The 23,373-nt window shown below is 65.2% G+C and carries 11 protein-coding genes and 2 pseudogenes; 2 read left to right on the forward strand and 11 right to left on the reverse strand.

Annotated elements, in window-relative coordinates; genetic code table 11:
* Positions 1 to 211 precede the first annotated feature (211 nt).
* Positions 212 to 2,716: a DNA topoisomerase (ATP-hydrolyzing) subunit B gene (gene gyrB, locus ABC969_RS10810; protein WP_345864887.1), complete on the forward strand. Its 2,505-nt coding sequence runs from the start codon at positions 212 to 214 to the stop codon at positions 2,714 to 2,716.
* Between the two features lie 230 nt (positions 2,717 to 2,946).
* On the opposite strand, the pseudogene ABC969_RS10815 reads toward gyrB, so the two are convergent.
* Positions 2,947 to 3,285, reverse strand: a pseudogene (locus ABC969_RS10815) (IS110 family transposase); the annotation flags it as partial.
* 220 nt (positions 3,286 to 3,505) lie between these two features.
* On the opposite strand from ABC969_RS10815, the gene ABC969_RS10820 reads away from it, so the two are divergent.
* Positions 3,506 to 3,985, forward strand: a complete 480-nt coding sequence (locus ABC969_RS10820) for an IS630 family transposase (RefSeq protein WP_345865156.1) — start codon at positions 3,506 to 3,508, stop codon at positions 3,983 to 3,985.
* Between the two features lie 69 nt (positions 3,986 to 4,054).
* On the opposite strand, the gene ABC969_RS10825 is transcribed toward ABC969_RS10820, so the two are convergent.
* The 10 genes and pseudogenes from ABC969_RS10825 to ABC969_RS10865 all read right to left on the reverse strand — a co-directional run bounded on the left by ABC969_RS10825 (position 4,055) and on the right by ABC969_RS10865 (position 23,317).
* Positions 4,055 to 11,212 carry an autotransporter outer membrane beta-barrel domain-containing protein gene (locus ABC969_RS10825; RefSeq protein ID WP_345864889.1) on the reverse strand — a complete coding sequence of 2,386 codons (7,158 nt, stop codon included), beginning with the start codon at positions 11,210 to 11,212 and terminating at the stop codon, positions 4,055 to 4,057.
* A gap of 566 nt (positions 11,213 to 11,778) precedes the next feature.
* Positions 11,779 to 12,465: a response regulator gene (locus ABC969_RS10830; RefSeq protein WP_345864890.1), complete on the reverse strand. Its 687-nt coding sequence runs from the start codon at positions 12,463 to 12,465 to the stop codon at positions 11,779 to 11,781.
* Positions 12,465 to 15,140 (reverse strand): DUF4118 domain-containing protein, encoded by a 2,676-nt coding sequence (locus ABC969_RS10835; protein ID WP_345864891.1) that lies wholly within the window; start codon positions 15,138 to 15,140, stop codon positions 12,465 to 12,467. The genes ABC969_RS10830 and ABC969_RS10835 overlap by 1 nt, the downstream gene beginning before the upstream one ends.
* Positions 15,140 to 15,709, reverse strand: a complete 570-nt coding sequence (gene kdpC, locus ABC969_RS10840; protein WP_345864892.1) for a potassium-transporting ATPase subunit KdpC — start codon at positions 15,707 to 15,709, stop codon at positions 15,140 to 15,142. Before kdpC ends, ABC969_RS10835 begins: the two co-directional genes overlap by 1 nt.
* 115 nt (positions 15,710 to 15,824) lie before the next feature.
* Positions 15,825 to 17,861 carry a potassium-transporting ATPase subunit KdpB gene (gene kdpB / locus ABC969_RS10845; RefSeq protein ID WP_345864894.1) on the reverse strand — a complete coding sequence of 679 codons (2,037 nt, stop codon included), beginning with the start codon at positions 17,859 to 17,861 and terminating at the stop codon, positions 15,825 to 15,827.
* An 11-nt stretch (positions 17,862 to 17,872) separates the two neighbouring features.
* The gene (gene kdpA, locus ABC969_RS10850; RefSeq protein ID WP_345864896.1) at positions 17,873 to 19,591 is read right to left on the reverse strand and encodes a potassium-transporting ATPase subunit KdpA; all 1,719 of its coding nucleotides are present in this window, start codon (positions 19,589 to 19,591) and stop codon (positions 17,873 to 17,875) included.
* 13 nt (positions 19,592 to 19,604) lie between these two features.
* Positions 19,605 to 19,694, reverse strand: a complete 90-nt coding sequence (kdpF, locus tag ABC969_RS10855; RefSeq protein WP_345864897.1) for a K(+)-transporting ATPase subunit F — start codon at positions 19,692 to 19,694, stop codon at positions 19,605 to 19,607.
* A gap of 105 nt (positions 19,695 to 19,799) precedes the next feature.
* Positions 19,800 to 20,672, reverse strand: a complete 873-nt coding sequence (locus tag ABC969_RS10860; protein ID WP_345864899.1) for a TorF family putative porin — start codon at positions 20,670 to 20,672, stop codon at positions 19,800 to 19,802.
* Positions 20,672 to 20,911: pseudogene (locus ABC969_RS16495) on the reverse strand (hypothetical protein); the annotation flags it as partial. The gene ABC969_RS10860 and the pseudogene ABC969_RS16495, both read right to left, overlap by 1 nt.
* Before the next feature lie 180 nt (positions 20,912 to 21,091).
* Positions 21,092 to 23,317, reverse strand: coding sequence for a TonB-dependent receptor domain-containing protein (locus ABC969_RS10865; protein ID WP_345865157.1), 2,226 nt, complete (start codon positions 23,315 to 23,317; stop codon positions 21,092 to 21,094).
* Between the last annotated feature and the right edge of the window lie 56 nt (positions 23,318 to 23,373).

Here is a 23,373-nt window from a genome sequence, read left to right on the forward strand (position 1 = left end):
GGCGAGGCACCGGCGCTAAATTTGCGCTGTCCTACACGCCCGTTTTTTGCCATCCCAATGGTCGAGCCCGAGCTCCCCAGACGTCACAGCAATTTAATATCACCACACTATTCTGAAATTTCACATTCACCGTGAAATGCGTGAAGCTAGGCCAATCGACTCGCCAGCCATTTCGCTTCCGTTTTCGTGTGTCCGACCCTATATGCTGGGCATGGCTGAAGACCCCAATACCAACGATTATGGCGCAGATTCGATCAAGGTCCTCAAGGGACTGGACGCCGTGCGCAAACGCCCCGGCATGTATATCGGCGATACCGATGACGGTTCAGGCCTCCACCACATGGTGTTCGAGGTCTCCGATAACGCGATCGACGAGGCGCTTGCCGGGCATTGCGACCGCATCGATATCACGCTCAACGCCGACGGCTCCGTCTCGGTCACCGATAACGGTCGCGGTATCCCGACCGGCATCCATACCGAGGAAGGCGTGTCCGCCGCCGAGGTCATCATGACCCAGCTGCATGCCGGCGGTAAGTTCGAGAATACCTCGAACGACAATGCCTATAAGGTTTCGGGCGGTCTGCACGGCGTCGGCGTCTCGGTCGTCAACGCGCTGTCGGAATGGCTCGATCTGACCATCTGGCGCGACGGCGAAGAACATTACATGCGCTTCGCCTTCGGCGATGCGGTCGCTCCCTTGAAGATCGTCGGCCCCGCCGCGATCGGCCAGAAGGGCACCCGCGTCACCTTCTTCCCGTCGCCCGCCACGTTCAAGATCACCGAATTCGATTTCGACAAGCTCGAGCATCGCTATCGCGAGCTCGCCTTCCTCAATTCCGGCGTGCGGCTGTTCCTCAACGACGCGCGTCACGAGGAATTGAAGACCACCGAACTCTATTACGAGGGCGGCATCGCCGCGTTCGTCAAATATCTCGATCGCAACAAAATCCCGCTAATGCCCGAGCCGGTGGCGATCAGCGGCACGCGCGACGACGTGACCATCGATGTCGCGCTCGAATGGAACGACTCCTATTACGAGAACGTCCTCGCCTTCACCAACAACATACCCCAGCGCGATGGCGGCACGCATCTCGCCGCCTTCCGCGCCGCGCTGACCCGCACGCTCAACAATTATGCCGAGAAATCGGGCATGTTGAAGAAGGAAAAGGTTACTCTCACCGGCGACGACATGCGCGAGGGCCTCACCGCGATCGTCTCGGTGAAACTGCCCGACCCCAAGTTCAGCAGCCAGACCAAGGACAAGCTCGTCTCGTCCGAGGTGCGCCAGCCGCTCGAAAGCCTGATGGCCGACAAGCTCGCCGAATGGCTCGAGGAAAATCCTGCGCACGGCAAGTCGATCGTCGCCAAGATCATCGATGCCGCCGCCGCGCGCGAAGCTGCCAAGAAGGCGCGCGAGCTGACCCGGCGCAAGGGCGTGATGGATATCGCCTCGCTGCCCGGCAAGCTCGCCGATTGCCAGGAGCGCGATCCCGCCAAATCCGAACTTTTCCTGGTCGAGGGTGACTCCGCCGGTGGCTCGGCCAAGCAGGGCCGTGATCGCCATTATCAGGCGATCCTGCCCTTGCGCGGCAAGATCCTCAACGTCGAGCGCGCGCGCTTCGATCGCATGTTGTCCAGCCGCGAAATCGGCACGCTGATCCAGGCAATGGGCACCGGCATCGGCCGCGACGACTTCAAGATCGAGAAATTGCGCTACCACAAGATCGTCATCATGACCGACGCAGACGTAGATGGCGCGCATATCCGGACGCTGCTGCTGACCTTTTTCTATCGCCAGATGCCCGAGATCATCACCGGCGGCTATCTCTACATCGCCCAGCCGCCGCTCTACAAAGCCAATCGCGGCCGCAGCGAAGTGTATCTCAAGGACGATAACGCGCTCGACGATTATCTGATCGAGAATGGTGTCGCCGCGACGGTGCTGGAAGGCCCGGGCGGCGCGCGCTCCGGCGCCGATCTGCGTAGTCTGGTCGATCATGCCCGCCGTATGCGCACGCTGATGCGGTATATCCCGCGGCGGTATGATCCGACGATGGTCGAGGCACTGGCGATGGGCGGCGCGCTCGATCCCAATGCCAAGCGCGAGGATCGCCTGGCGCATGTCTCGGTTGTCGCCAAGGGCCTGATGGCCGCCGATCCCGAGGCCAAATGGACCGTCAGCCTGACCGAGGATGGCAGCGTCCATTTCGAGCGCGCGTGGCGCGGCGTGACCGATCATCACATCATCGAGGCAGCGTTTCTGGGTTCCGCGGAAGCGCGCAAGCTGCATGCGCTGGCGGTGGAACAGGCCGAAAGCTTCACGCAAACCGCCCGGCTCGTTTCGACCAAGGCTGCAACGGCGCAGGCCGAAGCCGAGGAAGCCGCCGCGGATGCCGAGGAGGACGCCCCGCAGGCTGCGGTTAGTGCGACCAAGGGCACCACGATGGTCGCCCGCCCGAGCCAGTTGCTCGATGCGGTGCTCGCCGCCGGTCGCAAGGGCCTGGCCATTTCGCGCTACAAGGGCCTGGGCGAGATGAATGCGGAGCAGCTCTGGGAAACCACGCTCGATCCGCAGAATCGCTCGCTGCTCCGCGTCGAAGTCGATCAGGCCGATGTGGCGGACGAGATCTTCACGCGCCTGATGGGCGACGTGGTCGAGCCGCGCCGCGAATTCATCCAGGAAAATGCGCTCAGCGTCGCCAATCTCGACGTTTGAGCGGGTCTGGAAATGGCGGATTTTTGCCCAGTTCGGGAAACGGTTCGCTGAGAATGGCAATTTATCGCTGAAATCGGATACCGACCCGCTTAGAACGCGCTCGTTTCTACTCGCGGAATTGTCTCGAGCACTGATGGGTTTGAGAAGCTATCGGGCTAGATTGAGAAAGTTTCAGCTGGGTTGAAAGACGAAAGGCCGCATTGGCGTCCATCTTCTACGAGTTAGCAGATCTTCACCGCGACAGACCGCATCGTCGGACGCGTTACCGCCTCGCAAATCGCCTCGGCGTAGGCGGCGTCGGTCGTGCCGCGCTTCACATATGGCTTCACATAGGCGGATGGCACCAGCCGGACCTCATGCCCCAACGCCAATAGCTCCCGGGCCCAATGACGCGCCGATGCACATGCTTCCATGCCGACGAGGCAAGCTGGAAGATCGTTGAAGAAGCCGATTAACTTTGCGCGCCGTAGCTTACGCCGCACCAAAACGGCCCCGTCGTGGCCGATCGCGTGCACTTGAAAAACGCTCTTCGCCAGATCCAAACCGACGGTAACAACCTCCTGGTTCATGTGCCGACTCCTAGACGTCGACCTACAACGGCCGCACCATCGCACAGTTACGCTCGTGCAGGGGCCGTCCACGCCATCACGTCAGTCGGCAGCAGCCACGCTCGCTGGCCGCTGAACGCGACTGGCTGCTGCGGCAGCTGGCGGCGGTTCCCGACCTGACGTTGCACGCGTTGGTGGTGGAGCTGGGCGCGCGCGGCGTGGTGACGAGCTATGGCTCGGTCTGGCGGATCGTGCGCGAGAGCGGCATCACCGCGCGCGGGCACCAGCTCGTCGACAAGGTGCCGCAGGCCATTGGCGCACGCTGACCTTCGTGGCCGCACTGCGCCACGACCGGATCGACGCCCCGCTGGTGCTCGACGGTCCGATCAACGGTGCGAGCTTCACCGCCTATGTCGAACAGTTCCTGGTGCCGACGCTCAGCCCCGGCGACATCGTCATCATGAATAATCTGGGCAGCCACAAAGGCCCGGCGGGGCGCGCGGCGATCCGACGCGCCGGTGCCCATCTGCTGTTCCTGCCGCCCTACAGCCCCGACCTGAACCCGATCGAACAGGTCTTCGCCAAGCTCAAAACTTTGCTCCGAAAGGCCGCCGAGCGCTCGGTCGATACAACCTGGAAGCGCATCGGCACCTTGCTCGACGCCTTCCCGCCCCAGGAATGCGCCAACTACCTCAGAAACTCGCGCTACGCTTCAACGTAGATGGAATAATCCAGGGCACTTAGGCGTTCCAGCATCCGGAAGCAGGCATGCCGCTTCCGGATGCCCGTGTCAGAACGCCAGCCGGATCCCCGCGCGGCCCGACGCGCGATGGTCCGCGTCGCCGCTCTCGCCGGAAAGCGCTCCGAACACCGCCAGATGCTCCGACACCGCGACGTCGGCGCCGAGCATCGCGGTTGCGAGCACGGGTGCGCGGGCCGCACCCGTCGCCAGCAACCCGAGATCGCCGCCGCCGAGCGCGGCCAGTGCATAGGGGGTGCGCCCCTCCACCTGATAGCGCGCGCCAATCGTCAGATACGGCCGGAAAGCCGTGATGCCGCCCGGCGAAACGGCGCTTGCAAAGGTCATGCTGCCATCGACAAAAGCGGCGGTACTGCGCTGCTTGGCCGCGATGAGCGCGAAGGCGCCGCCGCCGGTCTCCGCCACGCCGTCGCGCGTAGTCCGGATCGCCGTGCCGCCGATGCTTGGCCGCACCGTCCAGGCGCCCGTGAGCGGCACGATGGCGTCGATGCTCGCATCCGCGGTCCAGCTGTGCAGGTCGTAGCGGCCGAACGCCGACCCGCCGGGCAGCGCGCGGCGAGTGTCGGCCTGTGCGCCGTCATAGGCGACCATCGCCTTGAGGCCGACCGCGCCTTGCTGCAAGCGGCCCTGCACGCCCGCGACGCCGCCATCGGCCTGCGTCCGCGCGCCGAGGCCTGACAGGTTCTGGTGACCGTTGAGCCACCCGCCGAACGCCCCCAGCGACCAGCCCTCCCCGGCGACGCCGATCCCGGCCAGGAAGCCATAGCCATTTACAGTCGTCCGTGCGGTTTCGCGCGCGACGTCAGCTCTTAGCGTGCGCGTGCCGCTGAGCGCGCTGGCAAAGGTGTACACCCCCGGCGCGTCGCGGGTCGGCGCGAAGGCCCCTCCGCGGGCCGCATCGGCCAGCGTCAGCCCGTTCTCCACGCCGATCTGGCGCGCGGTCGCATAGGGTTCGGGAGTAAGCCGCGCGAACGCCGCGGCGTTGGCGCCCCCCGAGGCGCCGACCAGCAGCGGCGCGGCTGCGATCAGCGCGGCGCTCGCCTGTCCGCTGGTCAGGACGCCGTTGACGTAGTCGATGCTGTTGCGGACCTGGCCGGTATAGCCGACGTCGTTCAGGAACTGGCCGAGCAGCCGGATAGTGTTGGCATCCTGCACTACGAAGCCGAACAGCGAGGCGGGCTTGATGACGGTGGTGAAGCTGCCGGTGATGCCGCCGCTGGTCGTGATCAGATCCAGGCTCTGCCCCGGCGTCAGCGTGCCCGTCGAAACCAATTGAAGCGTCGCCCCGCCGGCGATCGTCAGCGCGCCGTTCACCACCAATTGGTCGGAGACGGTGGGCGTGATCTCGAACAGCGATGTCGAGGTGGCGGCCAGCGCGACAGTGCCGTTGACCGTCATCGTTCCCGGCGAGGCGCCGGGGCTGAGCGTTCCCACGACCGAGACGTTGCCGGTAACCGTGCCTGCAGAGCCGAAGGTCGCGCCCTGCCCCACGATGTACGCCGCGGCGATCATGCTCGATCCTGCCAGCCCGACAAGCCTCCCGCTGGTCAGCATGACGTTACCCAGCGATGCGGTGCCCGCGATGGTCGCCAACCCGCCACTCATCCGATACGCCTCGACATTGGCGATGATCGAGAATGCCACCGGCGCCGTTGCGCTGCCCCCCGACACATCGATGCTGTCGGTACCCGCGCCGCCATCGACCGCGCCGGCAAAGCCGCCGGCGATGGTGAAGCGGTTGTCGGCCGATCCGAACGCGACACCTGCCGCCAGGCTAGCGTCGGCGGCGACCGTCAGATTGCCCGCCGCGGCCAACGTGTCATAGGCGAAGCCGCCGCCGAGCGTCAGCGTGCCTGCGCCCTCGGTCGTCAGCCGCGCGAAGTTGGTGAGCGTGCCCGCGCGCAGGGCGAAATCGCCTGCCGACAGATCCAGCGTCGCCGCGTTGCTGCCCGCGCCGCCCGACACCGTGCCGGCGAGCGTGCCGCCCGCCGCCAGCTGGAAGCCGTCATTGCCCGCGCCGAGATCGATCGTCCCAGCGAGGACGCCGTCGCGCGCCACCGTCACCGTCTTATCGCCACCGGTGATCGCGATCCGCTGCCCGGTGCTCCCGAGCATGCCGGCGATGGTCAGCGCGTTGCCCGTCAGCGCCAGCGTGTCGAACCCAGTGGCGGTACCGGCTAACGTCACGGCACCCGTGCTCGTCAGTCGCAGCGCGTCGGTGCCGGCGCCGCCATCATAGCGGCCAGCCAGCGTCACCGCGCCGATCGCCAGCGTATCGTTGCCCGCCCCGAGCCCGACCGCGCCGACATCGCCGTCGAGCGTCGCCTGCGTCGCCGGACCGGTCGCGGTGATCTGGCCTACGGTGTAGCCGCCCAATCCCAGCGACAAACTGGTGCCAGTGAGCGCGATCGACTGGAAGCTCTGATCGAGCGTCAGCGCCAGCGTGCCGGTGCCGTCCACCGCCAGCGTCTGGAAATTGGCGCGTGCGCCGATTCCGGCGCGGTCGCCGCCTAGCACCACGCGGTAGAGATTGGCACCCGCAACGCCATCGACGCCGCCAGCAACGCTGCTGCCGACCCCTTCGACGAAAATGTCGTCGCCCGCGCCGAGCAGCACCGCGCCGCCAATCGCACCGGTGTTAGTGACGATATCATTGCCGTCCGCCAGCGTGACCCCGCCCGCGATTGTTCCGGCATTGACCAAGGCCAGGGGGCCGCTGCCGGCCGATCCGGTGAGGGTCGTCGCACCCTGCGTCGCCAACGTCTGCCCCGCCGCGACCGACAGGGTGCCGCCGGCGAGGCCGATCGTGTCAACGCCGAAGCTGCCCGAGAACACGCCGATACCCGCGCCGGTCTGCGTAACACGCTCGAAATTGGTGATCTGCGCCGCGGCGAGCGATACCGTGCTGCCGGTCGTAATCAGGTCGTAGCCGTCGGTGCCGTCGCCGCCGTCAACAAGTCCGGTGACGGTACCGCCCACCTGCTGGACGAAGCGATCGTCGCCGGCACCGAGCGACACCGCGCCGGTGATCGTACCGGCATTGTCGATGCTGTCGACGCCGGCCGCGAGCCGGATGTTGCCGGTGATCGTGCCGGTGTTGCGGATGCTGTTGTCGAAAGCGTCGAACGTGGTGACGGCATTGCTCGCCGCCGTGCCGATCGCTCTGATCGTGCCCGCGTTGATGAGGCTCAACGGGCTGTCCGCAGCGAGGATGGCATAGGCGCGGTCGCCGGTCGCGCTGAGCGTGCCGCCGGCCGCGTTGGTAATCGTTCCCGACAGGTTGGCGCCCTGCACGATCAGTCCGTAAGCGTAGGACGGATAGCTTCCGCCCGTCACCGGCGCGGCCGCCGCCGAAATGGTGCCGGTGTTGGTTAGCACATAGGCGAAGGACCGCGACGACGAGAAGATATTGAAGTCCAGCGCGTATGCGGATCCTTGGCTCTCGGCGGAGATCGTGCCGCTGTTGGCGATACTGGCCGTACCGCCATTCTCGCGGACGCCGATCGCGACGTCGGCTGCGATGTAGCCGTTGCTGCTTGTGATCGTGCCGCTGTTGGCGACGCCGAACGAAGCCGGCCCCTCCGCCCCGTCAGAAAGCAGCGTGGTCGACAGCCCGCCATCGATCCGGCCGCTATTGTCGATCGTCATGCCCTGCGTCGCGTACAGGCTGGCTGCCTGCGTATAGTATGTCGCCGTGCTGGGAACGCCGATCGTGCCGCTATTGACAAAGGCCAGCGTCGGCGCGCCGCTCAGGCTGACCGCGGGGCCGTAGAAGCTGGACGTCGTGACGGTCCCGCTGTTGGTGAACGATGGCACCGTTGCATACACGCCGCCCGCCACCGCGCCGGCGTTGGTCAGTGAGGCAAGGACCGGATCCGAGGGGAAGATCGGATCGGCGAGATAGGGGGAAGACAGCGGATAGGGCAGCGACGTCGTCAGCATGCCCGCGATATTTGCCTGGTTGACGATGCTACCGGTGCCGGCGACGTAGAGATTGCCTTGGAACGTGCCGGTCGCGGTTGCTGTCACCGCGGTATTGGTGCCAACCGCCTGGATCAGCGATCCCTCGAAATTGCGGATGCCGGCAAAATCGATCACGACCGTTCCGCTGCTGGCGATCGACCGGCCATAAATGTCAGTGCCCGCGCCGCCATCAACGATGCCCGAAACGCCGAGTGCATCGCCGATCTGCAGCAACAAGTCGTCGCCTGTTCCGAACAGCAGGTCACCGGCGATCGTGCCGCCGGCCGCGACGTAGCTGGAGGAGCCGTAGCTGCGCGAATTGGGCCCCGCATACCCCAGATCGACCGCACCGGTGATCGTGCCGGCATTGTTGAGAGTCGCGGACTGGAGCTGAATCGCGCTGGCCAGGCCGGTGATCGTGCCGCCGGCCTGGTTGGTGACCTGCAGCAGATAGCCGGCACTGTTCGTGGTGATCGCGGCGCCGCCGGTGGAGACGAGCGTACCGCTGTTGACGAGCGTCCGAGGCCCCGAGAAATCCGAAGAATAGAAATAGCCGAACTGCGCGGCGCTGCCGGCGACGCTGATCGTGCCACTGTTGGTGAGCGAACCGAAGCTGGTCACGCCGCTCGACACCCTGCTGCCACTGGCCTGGGTGATGAGTCCCGTGTTGCTGACCACGGCGGCACTCGAAATCCCGGTCGCACCGTTCAGCGTGATGGTCCCGGCGTTGGCGACCTTCGCGCCGCCATAGATCGCGGCCGTGGCATAGGTCGTCTGGTCGTTTACGACGATGCTGCCAGCGTTGGTGAAGCTGTCGCCCGCAAGCAGCGTGACGGCGCCGCCATAATACGCGCCGTTCGTATTGGTACGCGTGACGGCGATCGCCCCGCGACTGGTGATCGACAGCGCGCCGGTGGTCGTCGTCGCGCGGGGATAGGTGATGGCATAGGTCGACTGGACCGCAGGGGCATTCGACGTCGCGATCACGGCGTCGAGGTCGACGCTGCCGTTGCCGGCGAGTTGCAGAGGCTGCGCGCGTGCCTGTCCGGCGGGCGCCGTCAGCGTCAGCGCGGCGCCGTTTGCGAGCTGATAGCCAACGTTGGCGAACGGACCAACATTGCCGGTCGGAAGCGTGGCGCTTGCGTCGGCAGTGAACGCGTACCGCAGCGCGGAGCTGCTGCCGGCGGTGACGGTGCCGGTGATCCCGGCAAACTGGCCCGGTCCGGTGTTGACCAAGTCGGTGACCAGCGTCGCGCCGTTGCCAAGCGACAGATTGCCGTTCAGCACACCGCCGGTCTGCGCGATATAGGACAAGCTGTTGTCGCCGCTGAACGCGCCGCCGAAGCTCACATTGCCGTTAATCGTGCCAGCGTTAGCTACGCCCGCGTTGAACGGACCGACTGAGATGGCGCCACCGCTGCCGCCATTGACCACGCCGCCGGCCGCATTGATCAAATAGCCATAGCCCTGCACATTGACCCCGGTACCGGCTGAGCTGATCGTTCCAGTATTAGTCAGATAGATACTGGTAATCGCGCCGATCGTCGCGCCGCTGATCGTGCCGCTGTTCGATCCGGTATAACCGACGTTCCCGTACAGATTGACGCCAACACCGCCGGTGGAGTTGATCGTCCCGCTGTTGGTCAGCACGCCGTCGAACAGATTGAGGCCCGTTCCAGACGCGGTGATGATCCCGCTGTTGATCACCGGGTTGTACGATACAGATACGCCCGTGCCGCCGGTCACGGTCACGCTACCGCTGTTGGCGAAGCTGTGGCTGCTCAACACTACCCCGGCCAATCCGGTGTTGCCCGAGAGAAGGGCAGTAATCGAACCCTCGTTGCGGAACTGCGCGCTAGTGTCGAACGCGTAATCTAGGTCGCTGACCGCTCGCGTAGGGAGCGCGATCGTCGCCTGGTTGATCACCGTACCCAGCCCTGTGATGACCAGCGGGGTCGCGGTCGAGAAGCCGGCCGTCAGCGTCGCCGTGACCTTAGCATCGGGCGCAAGCAGAAGTCGCCCGAAACCTGCGTTCAGGTCGATGGGCGTCGTCACAAGGGTGTCGGTGGCGAACACCACCCGCTCGGTATTGGTGCCGCCGCCGGCGTCGATCGCGCCGGTGATCCCCGTTGCCAGCGCGCGCGTCCCCACGTAACGCGCGATCAGCGTGTCGTTGCCGTTGCCCAGCGTCACTGATCCGTTGATCGTGCCGCCGGTCGAATCGATCGTGCTGCCGCCATCGCCCGCGGTGACGTTGCCCGTCACGGTTCCGCGGTTGGTAAGCGTGAGCGACGTCGACGCCGCGATCGTGGTCGCGCCAGCGCTGGTGATCTGCCCACCCGCCTGGTTAGTGACGGTCAGCAAGCCACCCGACAACGCTGCGCCGCTGCCGGCATTGGCGATCGTCCCCGCGTTGGTGACGGTCATATAATAGTTCCGCCCGGCCAAGATCGTCGCCGCGGCTGATGTCGATCGGATCGCCGCGCCCGTCGCATTAGTGACCGTGGGCGCATAACCGATCGTGGAGTCGAGCGCGCTGCCCCCGCCGCCGTCGATGCTGCCCGCATTCGCGAGCGTGGACAGCTGTCCGATGATCCCGCCGACGATGCTCGCGCCGGCGCGGTTGGTGATTGTCGAGAAGCTGGTGAGCAGGCTCGGATAGCCCTGCGCGGTTGACACCGTGTTGGCGAGCAGCGCGGTCCCGTCGGTGCCGGTCACCGTGCCCGCATTGTCAACGCTGACGGAGACCGTCCCGTTCGGGTTACCCGACGACGTGAACAGCGCCAGCGCCGTCGCGCCCGTTACGCTGCCGCCCGCGCCGACGGCCAGCGCCGTCTGCTGCGTGCTGTAATAGGAGCTCGGGTTCAGCGTGCCCGAATTCACCGCGATCGCTGTCTGCCCCGGCGCGGAAACGGTGCCCAGCACCATGAGCGTGTTCGTGGAATAGGGAGCAGAGCTCGCCCGCGGCACATCCACCGCGATCGCCGGTGACCCGCTATTAGATACCGCGGCGCCGCTTGCCACCACCAGCGTCGTATATCGCGTCGTCACGCGGACGCCGTTTGCATCCGTCCCGGTGCAGGTCGTCGTGCCGTTCGCGGTCGTCGGATCGGGGGCGCATTGCGCCTGCGCGGCGGACGGCAACACTAATCCCCATGCCAGTGCGCTCGTGCCGAGGGCAAACGACAGACGGCGACGACGCGCGGCCGCAGTTGAACGGATCATGATGACATTCCCCTCATCGGCTTCTTTGCTGCCGAATTTCAATTCTTTGAGCGACTTTAGACGATGTTGTCCAGTGGTGCGGGGACAGCGCCGCACAGACGCGCGCGCTGCCGGTCGCCAAAATAATAGACCTCGTACAATTGGCAGCCGACCGGCACTCCGGGCGCAACGCGACGCTATCGCGTCTCCATTGTCCTGCAGACCCCAGGTTCCGCCGGTCGAGCAGATCGGGAGAGGCAGGGGGCAGCTTGGGCACCCTTGCATTTGAAACCCGCCGGTCCCCCTCCCCGCCCAATCCGAGCTAAAAGCGCGAAGCCGCCGCGCGGGAGTGGTGTTGGTGGTGAGGTAGCGCGCGTGCGCTGATGTTTGGTCCCGCGGGGGCAGTGGGACGATGGAGTTCCTTCAACGAGAGGAACTCCATCATGGCGACTCAACCGATCGAACGACCTTCTACCCCGCTCGCGACATGGCGATGCGTACGATGGGCGTGCGGATCCAGCACGACTATGTCCGCAACGTCCGCGCTTTCGCGGCCTTCCGCGACGCCCGGAAACTTTCAGCTTCAGTCAGCCGTCGGGTCTAAGCCGGTAGCCGACACCGAGTTCATTGGCGATCACGCTGCCGACCGGTTCAGGCGCTTCGAGCTTTTGCCGCAGGTTGCGAATGACGATGCGTAGATATTCGATGCGCGGATCCTCTTCGCCGCCCCATGCTGCGGCGATGATGCGGTCGTGAGTGATGACGCGGCCGATCTGGCGCGCGAGTATCGCGAGCACGTCGTGCTCCTTGCGCGTCAAATGCAGCTCCCGATCGCCGCGATGGACGACACGGCGATCGAGATCGATCGTCAGGTCGCCGCGGCGCACGATCTTGGGCTCGCTCGCCGACAGTAGGCGGTGGCGCAGCGCCACGCGCAGCCTAGCCAGCAGCTCCTCGGTATCGAAGGGCTTGGTGACGAAGTCATCGGCACCTAGGTCAAGCGCCGCCACCTTCTCATCGGTCGCATCGCGTGCAGACACGACCAATATCGTGGTCTCGCCGCCCGACCGCAGCATCGGGATGAGCCCCAGCCCGTCGCGGTCGGGTAGACCCAGGTCGAGCAGGATCGCGTTCGGGTGTTCGGCGGCCGCGGTGGCGATCGCCTCGCGCGCATTGCCCGCCTCGACGACGGCATAGCCCGCGCGTTCGAGCGTGTTGCGCAGCAGGCGGCGGATCGCGATCTCGTCGTCGATTACCAGGATTTTGGCGGGCATCAGGCGATACTTTCGGGGGCGACAGAGCGCACGATAAGCGCGGTGGGAAACACCAACGTGAAGGCGGCGCCGGGGCCGTCGTCGCGATTGCCCGCCTCGACGGTCATGCCCATCGCTTCGGCGAACGCCTTGACGATGGCAAGGCCGAGGCCGGTGCCGCCGATCGCGCGGTCCGATCCTTCGAGCCGGCGGAAGTTCTCGAACACCTCGCTTTCGCGGCCCGGCGGCAGCCCGGGGCCGGTGTCGATCACAGCGAGGCGGATCTCGCCATAGCGGTGGCGCCCTTCGATCACGATCGCGCTGCCCGGATCGCCATAGCGCCCGGCATTGTCGAGCAGGTTGAGCAGGCAATGGTGCAGCAGCTGAGGATCGGCGCGGACGAGCGGCAGGTCGGGCGGCACGTCGAGGGTGATGGCATGCCCCTCGAGCGCGCGGCGCGCGTCGTGCGTCGCGCTGGTGACCGCGTCGCTCAAGTCGACCGGTTCGATATGCAACCGCAGGGCGCCGGCCTCGACGCGCGCCATGTCGAGCAGGTTGGCGACGAAGCGGTTGAGCCGTGCCGCCTCGCTCTTGATCGTCATGATCAAATCGGGGGTCGCGCCGTGATCGAGCTGGTCGGCTGCGGCGATCACCGCGGTGAGCGGGGTACGAAGGTCGTGGCTGACCGACGAGAGGAGCGCAGCGCGCAACCGGTCGCGCGTCCGGACGGCGTCGAGATCGCGCATCTCGGCCGCGAGCCGCAGCCGTTCGAGCACCAGCGCAGACTGGTCGATCAGGCTGGTCAGCAGCGGCAATTGATCGGCCCGCACCGGATCGCCCCCGGCATCGCGCGCGATCCCCAGCACTCCCAGCACATGATCGCCCGCGCGCAGCGGCTGGAACAGCCATTCGGAGGCGGTAAGCGTCCCCGATCCCTTCCCCGCCGCGGTGCCGTTGTCGAACGCCCAGCCCGCCGCCGCCTGGTCCATCGTGTCGAGCCGATAGCCCGGATCGCTCGCCGCCAGGATTTCGAGCCCCGCCGAGGGTGAAGGCGCGAGCACGATCACTTGCGCATCGAACAGCCGCTTCACGTCGTCACAGATCATCTGCGCCGCCTCGCCGCTATCCTCGACGCCGATGATCTGGCGCAGGAATCCCGCGAGGGTCGCATTGGCGCGCGCGCTGGCGGCGGCCAGGTCGGCCTGCGCGCGCACCCGCGAGGTGAGCTGGCTGGTCGCGATCGCGACGCCCAGCAGCATGATCACCGAAACGACGTTCTCAGGATTGTTGATGCTCAGCGTGCCCACCGGCGGCAGGAAGAAGAAATTATACGCCAGGCTCGCCGCGATCCCGCCGAAGATGCCGGTGCGCAGCCCGTACAGGCTCGCCGCCGCCATCACCGGGAGCAGATAGAGCAATGCGACATTGCCGAGGTCGAGGATGCTGAGCAGCGCGCTGCCGATCGCGGTGACCGCCGCCACCATCAGCGTGGTGATCGCATAGCCCGCGGGCGCACCCCAGCTTGCATGTCGCCGCTGCCGGGGCTCGGGCGCGGCGGGCGCATCGTCGAGCGGCAGCACGTGCACCGTCACCCCGGGGGTTTCGCGGATCAGCCGGTCGACCACCGATCCATGCCGGAGTTCGAACCAGCGCGACCGCCGCGATTTGCCGAGCACCAGCTGGGTAGCGCGCGCATCGGTTAGGAAACCCTGGATTCCGGTCACGACATTGGCGGCGGGCACCGTCGCGACCGCCGCTCCCAGCTGCGTCGCCAGCGTCATCGCGGCGGCGACGCGGCCATGCTGGCGATCGGTGAATTGCGCGCTGCGCGGGGTTTCGATGAACAAGGCGGTCCAGGGCGCGCGCAAGCCGTCGGCAACGCGCTTGGCGGCGCGCACCAGCGCGTCGGCGCCGGGCAGTTCGTTGATCGCGACGACGATCCGGTCGCTGCCCGCCCAGGTACCGCCGACCCCCACCGCGCGGACATGATCGAGCATCTGCGCGTCGACCGCCTGCGCCGCGCGGCGCAGCGCCAGCTCGCGCAACGCAGACAGGTTCGATTTAGAGAAGAAATGCCCGAGCGCGCGTGTCGCTTCGTGCGGCAGATACACCTTTCCCGCCTTCAGCCGCTCGATCAGTTCGTCGGGGGGAATATCGACGACTTCGATCTCGGCGCGTTCGAGGATCCGATCGGGAACGGTCTCGCGCACCCGCACGCGGGTGAAGCTGGCGACGATGTCGTTCAGGCTCTCGACGTGCTGGATATTGACCGTCGAATAGACGTCGATCCCCGCCGCGAGCAGCTCCTCGACATCCTGATAGCGTTTGGGATGGCGGCTGCCCGGCGCGTTGGTGTGCGCGAGTTCGTCGACCAGCACCAGCCGAGGGTTGCGCGCCAGGATCGCGTCGAGATCCATCTCGAGCAGCGTGCGGCCTTCATAGGCAACGGGGCGGCTCGCGATGATCTCGTGCCCCCGCGTCAGAGCTTCGGTTTCGGCCCGGCCATGCGTCTCGACCACGCCGATCACCACGTCGACGCCGTTGCGGCGGCGCGCCATGCCCTCGGACAGCATTTCATAGGTCTTGCCTACCCCGGGGGCGCCGCCGAGGAAGATCTTCAGCCGCCCTTTGCCCTCCTGCGCCGCCTGGCGCAGCAGGGCGTCGGGATCGGGTCGGCTGTCCCCCGAACCCGGCATCAGCGCCCGGCGGCGTCCAGCGCGCGGTTGAGCGCCAGGACGTTGACGTGCGGCTCGCCGAGGATAGACGACTGCGCATGGTCGGAAACGAGCGCACGGACACGCGCTTCGGACAGGCCGCGAACGCGCGCGATGCGCGGTGCCTGCGCGCGCGCTGCTGCGGGCGACAGATCGGGGTCGAGCCCCGATCCGCTCGCGGTCACCAGATCGACGGGTACTGGCCCGGCCACGCCCTCGGCACGCCGCCTGGCGATATCGGGGGTCACGCGATTGACCAGCGCCTGCGACGTAGGGCCAAGATTCGATCCTGATGACGCCAGGCCGTCATAGCCCGCGCCCGCGGCCGAAGGCCGGGTCTGGAAATAGCGGTCGCTGGTGAACGCCTGGCCGATCACGGTCGAGCCAATCACCTCGCCGTCGGCGACGACGAGGCTGCCATTTGCTTGGCGCGGGAAAATCGCCTGTCCGATGCCGGTCATCGCCAGGGGATAGACGATCCCGAGCAGGATCGCGAACAGGATCGTCAGGACGAATGCAGGGCGAAGCGCGGAGGTAAGGTCGGAAGTCATTGGATTTGTTCCCAGATCGTCACCCCAGCGCAGGCTGGGGTCTTTCTCGATGAAGAGTCGTGCTTGCGGCACGAGACCCCAGCCTTCGCTGGGGCGACGGATTGGCGGTGCGGCATCAGGCGAGGCCGAGGCCCCCGACGACGAGGTCGATCAGCTTGATGCCGACGAACGGCGCGATCAGGCCGCCCAGCCCGTACACCGCCAGGTTGCGCGCGAGCAGCGGCCCGGCCCCCATCGGCTTGTAGGCGACGCCCTTCAGCGCCAGCGGCACCAGCATCGGGATGATGATCGCGTTGAAGATGATCGCCGACAGGATCGCCGATTCGGGGCTGCTGAGCCCCATCACGTTGAGCACGCCGAGCCCCGGATACAGCGCGACGAACATCGCCGGGATGATCGCGAAATATTTGGCCACGTCGTTCGCCACCGAGAAGGTGGTGAGCGCGCCGCGCGTCATCAACAACTGCTTCCCCAGCCCTACCACCTCGATCAGCTTGGTCGGATCGCTGTCGAGGTCGACCATGTTGCCCGCCTCGCGCGCCGCCTGGGTGCCGGTGTTCATCGCGACGCCGACATCGGCCTGCGCCAGCGCGGGCGCATCGTTGGTGCCGTCGCCGCACATCGCCACCAGCCGACCGCCGGTCTGCTCCTTGCGGATCAGTTCGAGCTTGTCCTCGGGAGTCGCCTGGGCAAGGAAATCGTCGACGCCGGCTTCGGCGGCGATCGCCGCCGCGGTCAGCGGATTGTCGCCGGTGATCATCACCGTGCGGATCCCCATTGCGCGCAATTCGCCGAAGCGCTCGCGGATGCCCGCCTTGACGACGTCCTTCAGGAAGATCGCGCCCAGCAAACAACCGTCCTGCGCCACCGCCAGCGGCGTCCCGCCGGCGCGCGCGATCTCGTCGGTGATCCGGCGAAGCTCGGTCGCCGCGGCAGTCTGCCCGGCGCCCGGATTGGCCTTCAGGATCGAATCGACCGCGCCCTTCTGGATCAGCGATCCTCCGGTGCGCACCCCTGAAATCCGCGTCTGCGCGGTGAAGGGAATGACCTCGGCGCCCTCGGGCAGTTTGGCCGTCGTGACGCCGAACTGGCTGCGCGCCAGCGTCACCACCGAGCGTCCCTCGGGGGTCTCGTCGGCAAGGCTCGCGACCAAAGCGGCTTCGGCAAGCGCCTCGACCTTCACGCCGCTCACCGCGCGGAACTCGCTGGCGGCGCGGTCGCCGACGGTGATGGTGCCGGTCTTGTCGAGCAGCAGCACGTCGATATCGCCCGCCGCCTCGACAGCCCGGCCCGATTTGGCGAGCACGTTGAAGCGCACCAGCCGGTCCATCCCCGCAATGCCGATCGCCGACAGCAAGGCGGCGATCGTCGTCGGGATCAGCGTGATCAGCAACGCCGCCAGGATCGCGACCGGGATCGACCCACCGGCATAAGCGGCAAAGCCGGGGATCGTGCCGACCGCGATCAGGAAGATGATCGTCAGCCCGACCAGCAGCAAGGTCAGCGCGATCTCGTTCGGCGTCTTCTGCCGTTCGGCACCTTCGACCAAGGCGATCATCCGGTCGAGAAAGCCCTTGCCGGGCTCGACCGTCACCTTGACGCGGATCTCGTCGGAGATGACGCGCGTACCCGCGGTCACCGCCGACCGGTCGCCGCCCGCCTCGCGGATCACCGGTGCGCTTTCGCCGGTGATCGCGGCTTCGTTGACCGATGCGACGCCGGTGACGACCTCGCCATCCGAGGGGATCAGGTCGCCGGTCTCGACCAGCACCATGTCACCCACTTTCAGCTGGCTGGCGGCGACGTCGTCATAGTCGCGACCGTCGCCCTTCAGCCGCTTGGCGGTCAGGTCGGCCTTGGTGGCGCGGAGCGATGCGGCCTGCGCCTTGCCGCGCCCTTCGGCCAGGGCTTCGGCGAAGGTGCCGAACAGCACCGTCAGCCAGAGCCACACCACCAGCTGCAGCTTGAAGCCGGTGGCAAGATCGTCCTGCCCGATCACCAGCAGCACGGTCATCAGCGCCGCGACCACGGCGGTCACGAACATCACCGGGTTGCGGATCAGTTCGGCGGGATTGAGCTTGAGGAAGGATGCCTTGATCGCTGGCACGACCAGGTCTGCGGTGAACAGGCTGTTGCTTTTGATGTTTGCCATGGGTGCCCCCGTCAGAACATTTGGCCGTGGATCATCGCGAGATGATCGGCGATGGGACCAAGCGCGAGGCTTGGCAGGAAGGTGAGGCCACCGACGATCAGCACGGTGCCGACCAGCAGCCCGACCCATAGGCCCCCGGTAGTGGGGAAGGACCCGGCGCTCTCGGGGGTGTATTTCTTCGCCGCGAGCCCGCCGGCGATCGCCAGCATCGGCACGATCACGAAGAAGCGGCCGAACCACATCGCCACGCCCAGCAACCCGTTATACCAGGGGGTGTTGGCGGTAAGCCCGGCAAAGGCCGACCCGTTATTGGCGACCGCGCTGGTGAAGGCATAGAGGATCTCGGAAAAGCCGTGCGGCCCCTTGTTCAGCGGCCCGGCAAGCCCCTGTTCCATCACGCTCGACAATGCGGTGAGCCCCAGGATCATCAGCGGCAGCACCGCGATCGCCAGCACCGCCAGCTTCACTTCGCGCGCCTCGATCTTCTTGCCGACATATTCGGGCGTCCGCCCCACCATCAGCCCGGCGACGAACACCGCCAGGATCGCGAACAGCAGGAAGCCGTAGATACCGGCACCGACGCCGCCGACCACGACCTCGCCCAGTTGCATGTTGAACATCGGGATCATGCCGCCCAGCGGGGTGAAGCTGTCGTGCATCGCATTGACCGCGCCGCACGAAGCAGCGGTGGTGACGACCGAGAACAAGGCGCTGGCGGCGATGCCGAAGCGGACTTCCTTGCCCTCCATATTGCCACCCGCCACACCCAATTGGTGCAGCACGGGATTGCCCGCCGCTTCCTGCCAATAGGTGATCGTCACCCCGGCCAGGAACAGCACCAGCATCGCCGACAGGATCGCCCAGCCCTGGCGCGTATTGCCCACCGCCTTGCCGAAGCACCAGGTCAGCCCGAAGCCGATCACGAAGATCGACAGCATTTGGACCAGGTTGGTGAGCGTGGTCGGGTTCTCGAACGGATGCGCCGAATTGGCGTTGAAGAAGCCGCCGCCATTGGTGCCGAGCATCTTGATCGCTTCCTGGCTGGCCACCGGCCCGAGCAGCAGCAACTGGCGCCCGCCCTCGAGCGTGGTTACGTCGACGACGCCCGCCAAGGTCTGCGGCACGCCGCTGGCGATCAGGAAGATCGTATAGACGATGCACGCCGGCAGCAGCAGGTAGAGCGTGATCCTGGTCACATCGGCCCAGAAATTGCCGATCGTCCCCCGCTCGCCGTGCACCGCCGCGCGCCGCGCGAAGCCGCGGAACAGCGCGAAGGCAAGCGCGATGCCCGTCGCCGCCGACAGGAAATTGTGGATCGTCAGCCCCAGCATCTGGCTTAGGTTCGACATCGTGCTTTCACCGCCATAGCTTTGCCAGTTGGTGTTGGTGGCGAAGCTGATCGCGGTGTTGAACGCCAGATGCGGCGACAGCCCGGCAAGCCCCTGCGGGTTGCCCGGCAATATGCCCTGCAGCCGCAGTACCGCATAGGTGAACGCCATCAGCGCGATGTTGAACGACAGCATGTGGAGCGCATAGCGCCGCCACCCCTGCTGCTGATCGGGGTCGATGCCGGCGAGCGCGTAGAAGCCGCTTTCGACCGGGCCGAGCACGATGTGGAGCGGCGTCCGCCGCCCCTCGTACAAGGCGAACAGCCATGCGCCGACCGGTTTGGTCAGCGCGAGCAAGACGGCGACGAAGCCGAAGATGAGCAACCAGCCCTGGAAAGTCATGGGTCCGCCTCCTTCAGAAGCGTTCGGGGCGGATGAGCACCGCCACCAGGTAGACGAGAAGGCAAAGCGCGGTCGCAGCCGCGAGCCAAAGGTCGAGCGTCATGCCGCGTGCCTCATGCGTTGTCGCACAGTCGGGCATAGGCGAACGTCGCCAGCACCAGCCCGATCATGACGAGGATCCAGAGCAGATCTTCCATCGATCATCCCCTCAAAATGCAGCGGTGAGCGAGGCGACGACGGTCCCGCCGGCGATGTTGCCGCTGCCGTCCTGCCCCTTGCTGAAGCTCGGCCGCAGATAGCCCGCCTCGCGATCCGAAATGTCGGTGTCGACGTAGGAGACGTTGAGCGTCAGGTTCCGCCAAGTCGCATCGGCGCCCAGCGACCAGTCCCAATATTCGCCCGTCGGCGCGACCGCGGTGGCGTTGGGGCCGAGCCCGTCCTGGCCCCAGCTGTGCCCGACATGCGCCTTGGCGGTGATCGGCATCCCCGCGATACCGATCGCGCCGTCGCCCCACAGGTACAAATTGTCGTCCTTGGCGCCGGGGCGGTTGTAGACGCCCGTTGCCGCATCGGCCCCGGTCGCATACCATTTGCCCAAGGCCTGCTGCTTGGGCGCATAGGCGACGCCCGCGGTCAGCGTCGCGGGGCCGGCGGTGCCGGTCAGCTTGGCATAGGGTTCGGCGAAATCGGTGAGGTCGGCGCCGCCCGGGTACATATACCAGGTCAGCCCGACATCGAGCGTCGCGCCGTCACCCAGCGCGGCCTTGTAGCCACCGATCAGGTCGAGCTCCATATTGGCACCGCCGAACGTTCCCCAGCCGGCAAGGTTCGATCCCCAAGCGCCGAAATAGAAGCCGCTTGCGTGCGCGATCGTCAGCCCGCCCTGCACCGCCAGCTCCTGATCGGACTGCGATACCCCGCGAAAGCGATAGTCCGACGCGATAGACGCCGACCCGCTGACGGTGATTTGTGCAGGCGGTGCGGCATCGGCCGCCGCGGGGCCTTCAGACATCGATTGCGCCCGCGAAAACGTTGGCGCGGCAAGCAACGCCAGCGCTGTAATCGACCAGTAGAACTTCATTATCGCCCCTTCAGTTGGCTTTGACCCGCAAACGGAGAAGCCTTCAGGAACAGGCGATTAGGCGTCTGAAGCGTAGCAATTCGAGAGCGATTCCGGCATTTCGCGTATAGCGCGCGTATAGTGGGAGCGTATTTGCCTTCAGCCGAACAAGGGCTCCAGAGCCGGCGACGGTTGAACCAGTCGACCCATTGAAGGGTCGCGTATTTCACCGCTTCGAAGGAGCGCCATGGCCCGCGGCGTCGCGGACTTCCGGCGCAAACTTGTTCGTTGTCTTGCTCAAACAGCCTCCACCTTCAGGAGCTGGAGCCTCCGATGAACCCGGGCGGTTCATGCCAAGCGCTATCGGTTTGGGATCTCGTTCGGAAGCGCTCCTCGAAAAGACTGGGGCGACGCTGTTAGGCGCCGCCCCTGGCGGGGAATCAGAGGTTAGCGCGCAGGCCAACCACGAAGTTTCGGCCCGCGTAACTGCCGTTGTACGGCCTCGCCTCCTGCTTCTCGAAGCGCGAAAGCTGCACCTGCCTAAGCAGATTCTGCGCCTGGATGGTGAAAGCCGCCTTCGGATAGAAAGGCAGCGGGAAGGATATCTGCGCGTCGAGATAGTCCGTCGCGATGGAATATTGGTCGCCAGGCACGTTATCGCATGGGCATACACGATCAAGGTTCTCGTCGCGGTGCACGAATGACGCGCGAATCTGGAACGCCTTCGATTCGTAGTAACCCGTTATATTGTAAGTCCAGGGCGCCAAGCCTGCGAGCAGAGCATTGGGGTTGAAGTTGGGCGGACGCTCACCCGACAAAGTTTGGGTGATATGCGTGACATTGGCGTTAAAGCCCAAGCCCTTCAGCAAGAAGTCCAGAGGTTGAATATATTGGAATTCATAGCCCGTAAGGTTGATCACCAGATCGGAATTATCGCGCTGCTGAACGTTAATCAGCGCATTCTGCCCACCAATCGCATTGATACCGTTACGCGTCCGTTCGGGAAGCTGCGCGATGTCAACATTGAGCGTGTTGAATGGCCTTTGTGTGCGCAGAACGAACGGATAATTGGCAATCTTCTTCCACCAGGCGTTAAACGTGAAGACCGCCCGAGAACGGGTATACCATTCAATGCCGACGTCGAAGTTGTCAGCCGTAAAGGGCTGCAGCTCCGGGTTGCCTAAGTCGTACGTGTCACCATCGAGATTGAACGAAAAACCAGGCAGCAGGTCAGCTGGATTGACGCCGGTTACGGTTTTTGCAGCAGCCCCGCGCAGAACCAAAGTGTCCGTAATAAGATAAGCCAAGTTAGCGCTGGGGAGGAAATTGTCGTATTTATTGTCAAACTCTCGAATGGTGACGCCGGTCCCGCCGAATAGGATGATATCATTGACGCGACCGTTTGCCCTCTGGAACGTGCTCGCATAACGGACGCCACCGTTGAAGCGCAGCTCGCGCCCAAATATTTCCTGCCGGCCGTCGACCATGAGGTAGCCCGACGTCGTGTCTTCCAGCAAGTCGCGACGGGCGTACGAATTGCCGTAGTTTGCTGCCGTGTTGCCCGGATTGATGCCCTCGCGGAAATAATCGAGGTCCACTACAGAGGCAATCTTATCAAAGTCGGGGACCAACCAACCGTTGTTGAACCCTGCGTTGAAGGGCGCTCCTTTGAAGAGCTCCATAGAAGGCAACTCTTTAAGGTAATTGCCCAACTGCGCATCGGGAATCGCTTCTACCAGCGAAGCGCGCTCCGAGGTGAAAGTGCTTCCGCAATAACCGCGCGTGAAGCAGATCGCTATCTGTCCGCCGCCATAGGATACGATCCGACGATCGAACACGTTCTTCATGAAGCCCGCCGACAGCTGAAAGGTGGTCGCATCGCCCGCGACGAAATCAAAACGGATCGCCTTTTGTTCAAGATCCTGATTCGTCTGACCGTCGCGGCCCTCCTGCCAAAAATATCGGTTGTACGTCGCCAGATCGAGGTTGGTTTGGATCGAAGGGGTAAGGTCACCCGGATTATAGTTGTAGATACCGATCTGGCCGGTATTCGTCGGATTCAAGTTCACCGCGGGTGCGGCAGCAGGCGCTGGCGTGCCGTACGGATGGAAGGTCAGCGGCGTGGTCGGTGGCGCCGATTGAATAGTGTATTGAATCGCCGTGTTTCGCTGCCGACTGGAGTTCATCATGCCTGAAACGGAGAAGCGCAGGTCATCCGAAATGTCCCATTCCACCGCACCCGAGCGATACAATAGCCGAGATGGTGTGTCGCCATAATCGGACTGATTGAGAAAATACGTGTTGCCAAACGTACCGGAGGTCAGCACGCGATCCTGGTTCAACGTAAAATCAATCGGAATCTGATTGTTGTAGCTCCGTACAACCTGCATCAGCTGATGCTGACTGAATTCGTTCTGCTGATCACTGTAAAGGACATCGGCGCGAAAGCGGAGGTTGTCCATCGGGCGGTATTCCAAGTTGAGCAACCCGCCGATCCGGCTGCGGGTACCGATTGTTTGCTCGGCCCGCATCAATCGTGGAACCAGCGCAAAGCTCAGATCCTGACAGCTCAGGCCTGACGTGCCCCCCGGCGCGTTATTGAGGCACTGAACCAGTGGCGACCCCTGGGCCCCCAAGCCGAGCGAAGCGGGCAGGTTGCCTGGCACCGTGGACAACGTCGCGCCCGCCCCGCGTCCATAACCGTTCGTTGGAATGGAGCCTG

Origin of the sequence: Sphingomonas qilianensis, from assembly GCF_039614825.1 — a bacterium.
In the GTDB taxonomy this organism is placed as follows: Bacteria; Pseudomonadota; Alphaproteobacteria; order Sphingomonadales; family Sphingomonadaceae; genus Sphingomonas; species Sphingomonas qilianensis.

Excerpts from the sequence above, each read along its gene's own strand:
- gyrB (WP_345864887.1), top strand. The coding sequence starts at position 212 with ATGGCTGAAGACCCCAATACCAACGATTATGGCGCAGATTCGATCAAG.
- ABC969_RS10825 (WP_345864889.1), bottom strand. The coding sequence starts at position 11,212 with ATGATCCGTTCAACTGCGGCCGCGCGTCGTCGCCGTCTGTCGTTTGCC.
- ABC969_RS10830 (WP_345864890.1), bottom strand. The coding sequence starts at position 12,465 with ATGCCCGCCAAAATCCTGGTAATCGACGACGAGATCGCGATCCGCCGC.
- ABC969_RS10835 (WP_345864891.1), bottom strand. The coding sequence starts at position 15,140 with ATGCCGGGTTCGGGGGACAGCCGACCCGATCCCGACGCCCTGCTGCGC.
- kdpC (WP_345864892.1), bottom strand. The coding sequence starts at position 15,709 with ATGACTTCCGACCTTACCTCCGCGCTTCGCCCTGCATTCGTCCTGACG.
- kdpB (WP_345864894.1), bottom strand. The coding sequence starts at position 17,861 with ATGGCAAACATCAAAAGCAACAGCCTGTTCACCGCAGACCTGGTCGTG.
- kdpA (WP_345864896.1), bottom strand. The coding sequence starts at position 19,591 with ATGACTTTCCAGGGCTGGTTGCTCATCTTCGGCTTCGTCGCCGTCTTG.
- kdpF (WP_345864897.1), bottom strand. The coding sequence starts at position 19,694 with ATGACGCTCGACCTTTGGCTCGCGGCTGCGACCGCGCTTTGCCTTCTC.
- ABC969_RS10860 (WP_345864899.1), bottom strand. The coding sequence starts at position 20,672 with ATGAAGTTCTACTGGTCGATTACAGCGCTGGCGTTGCTTGCCGCGCCA.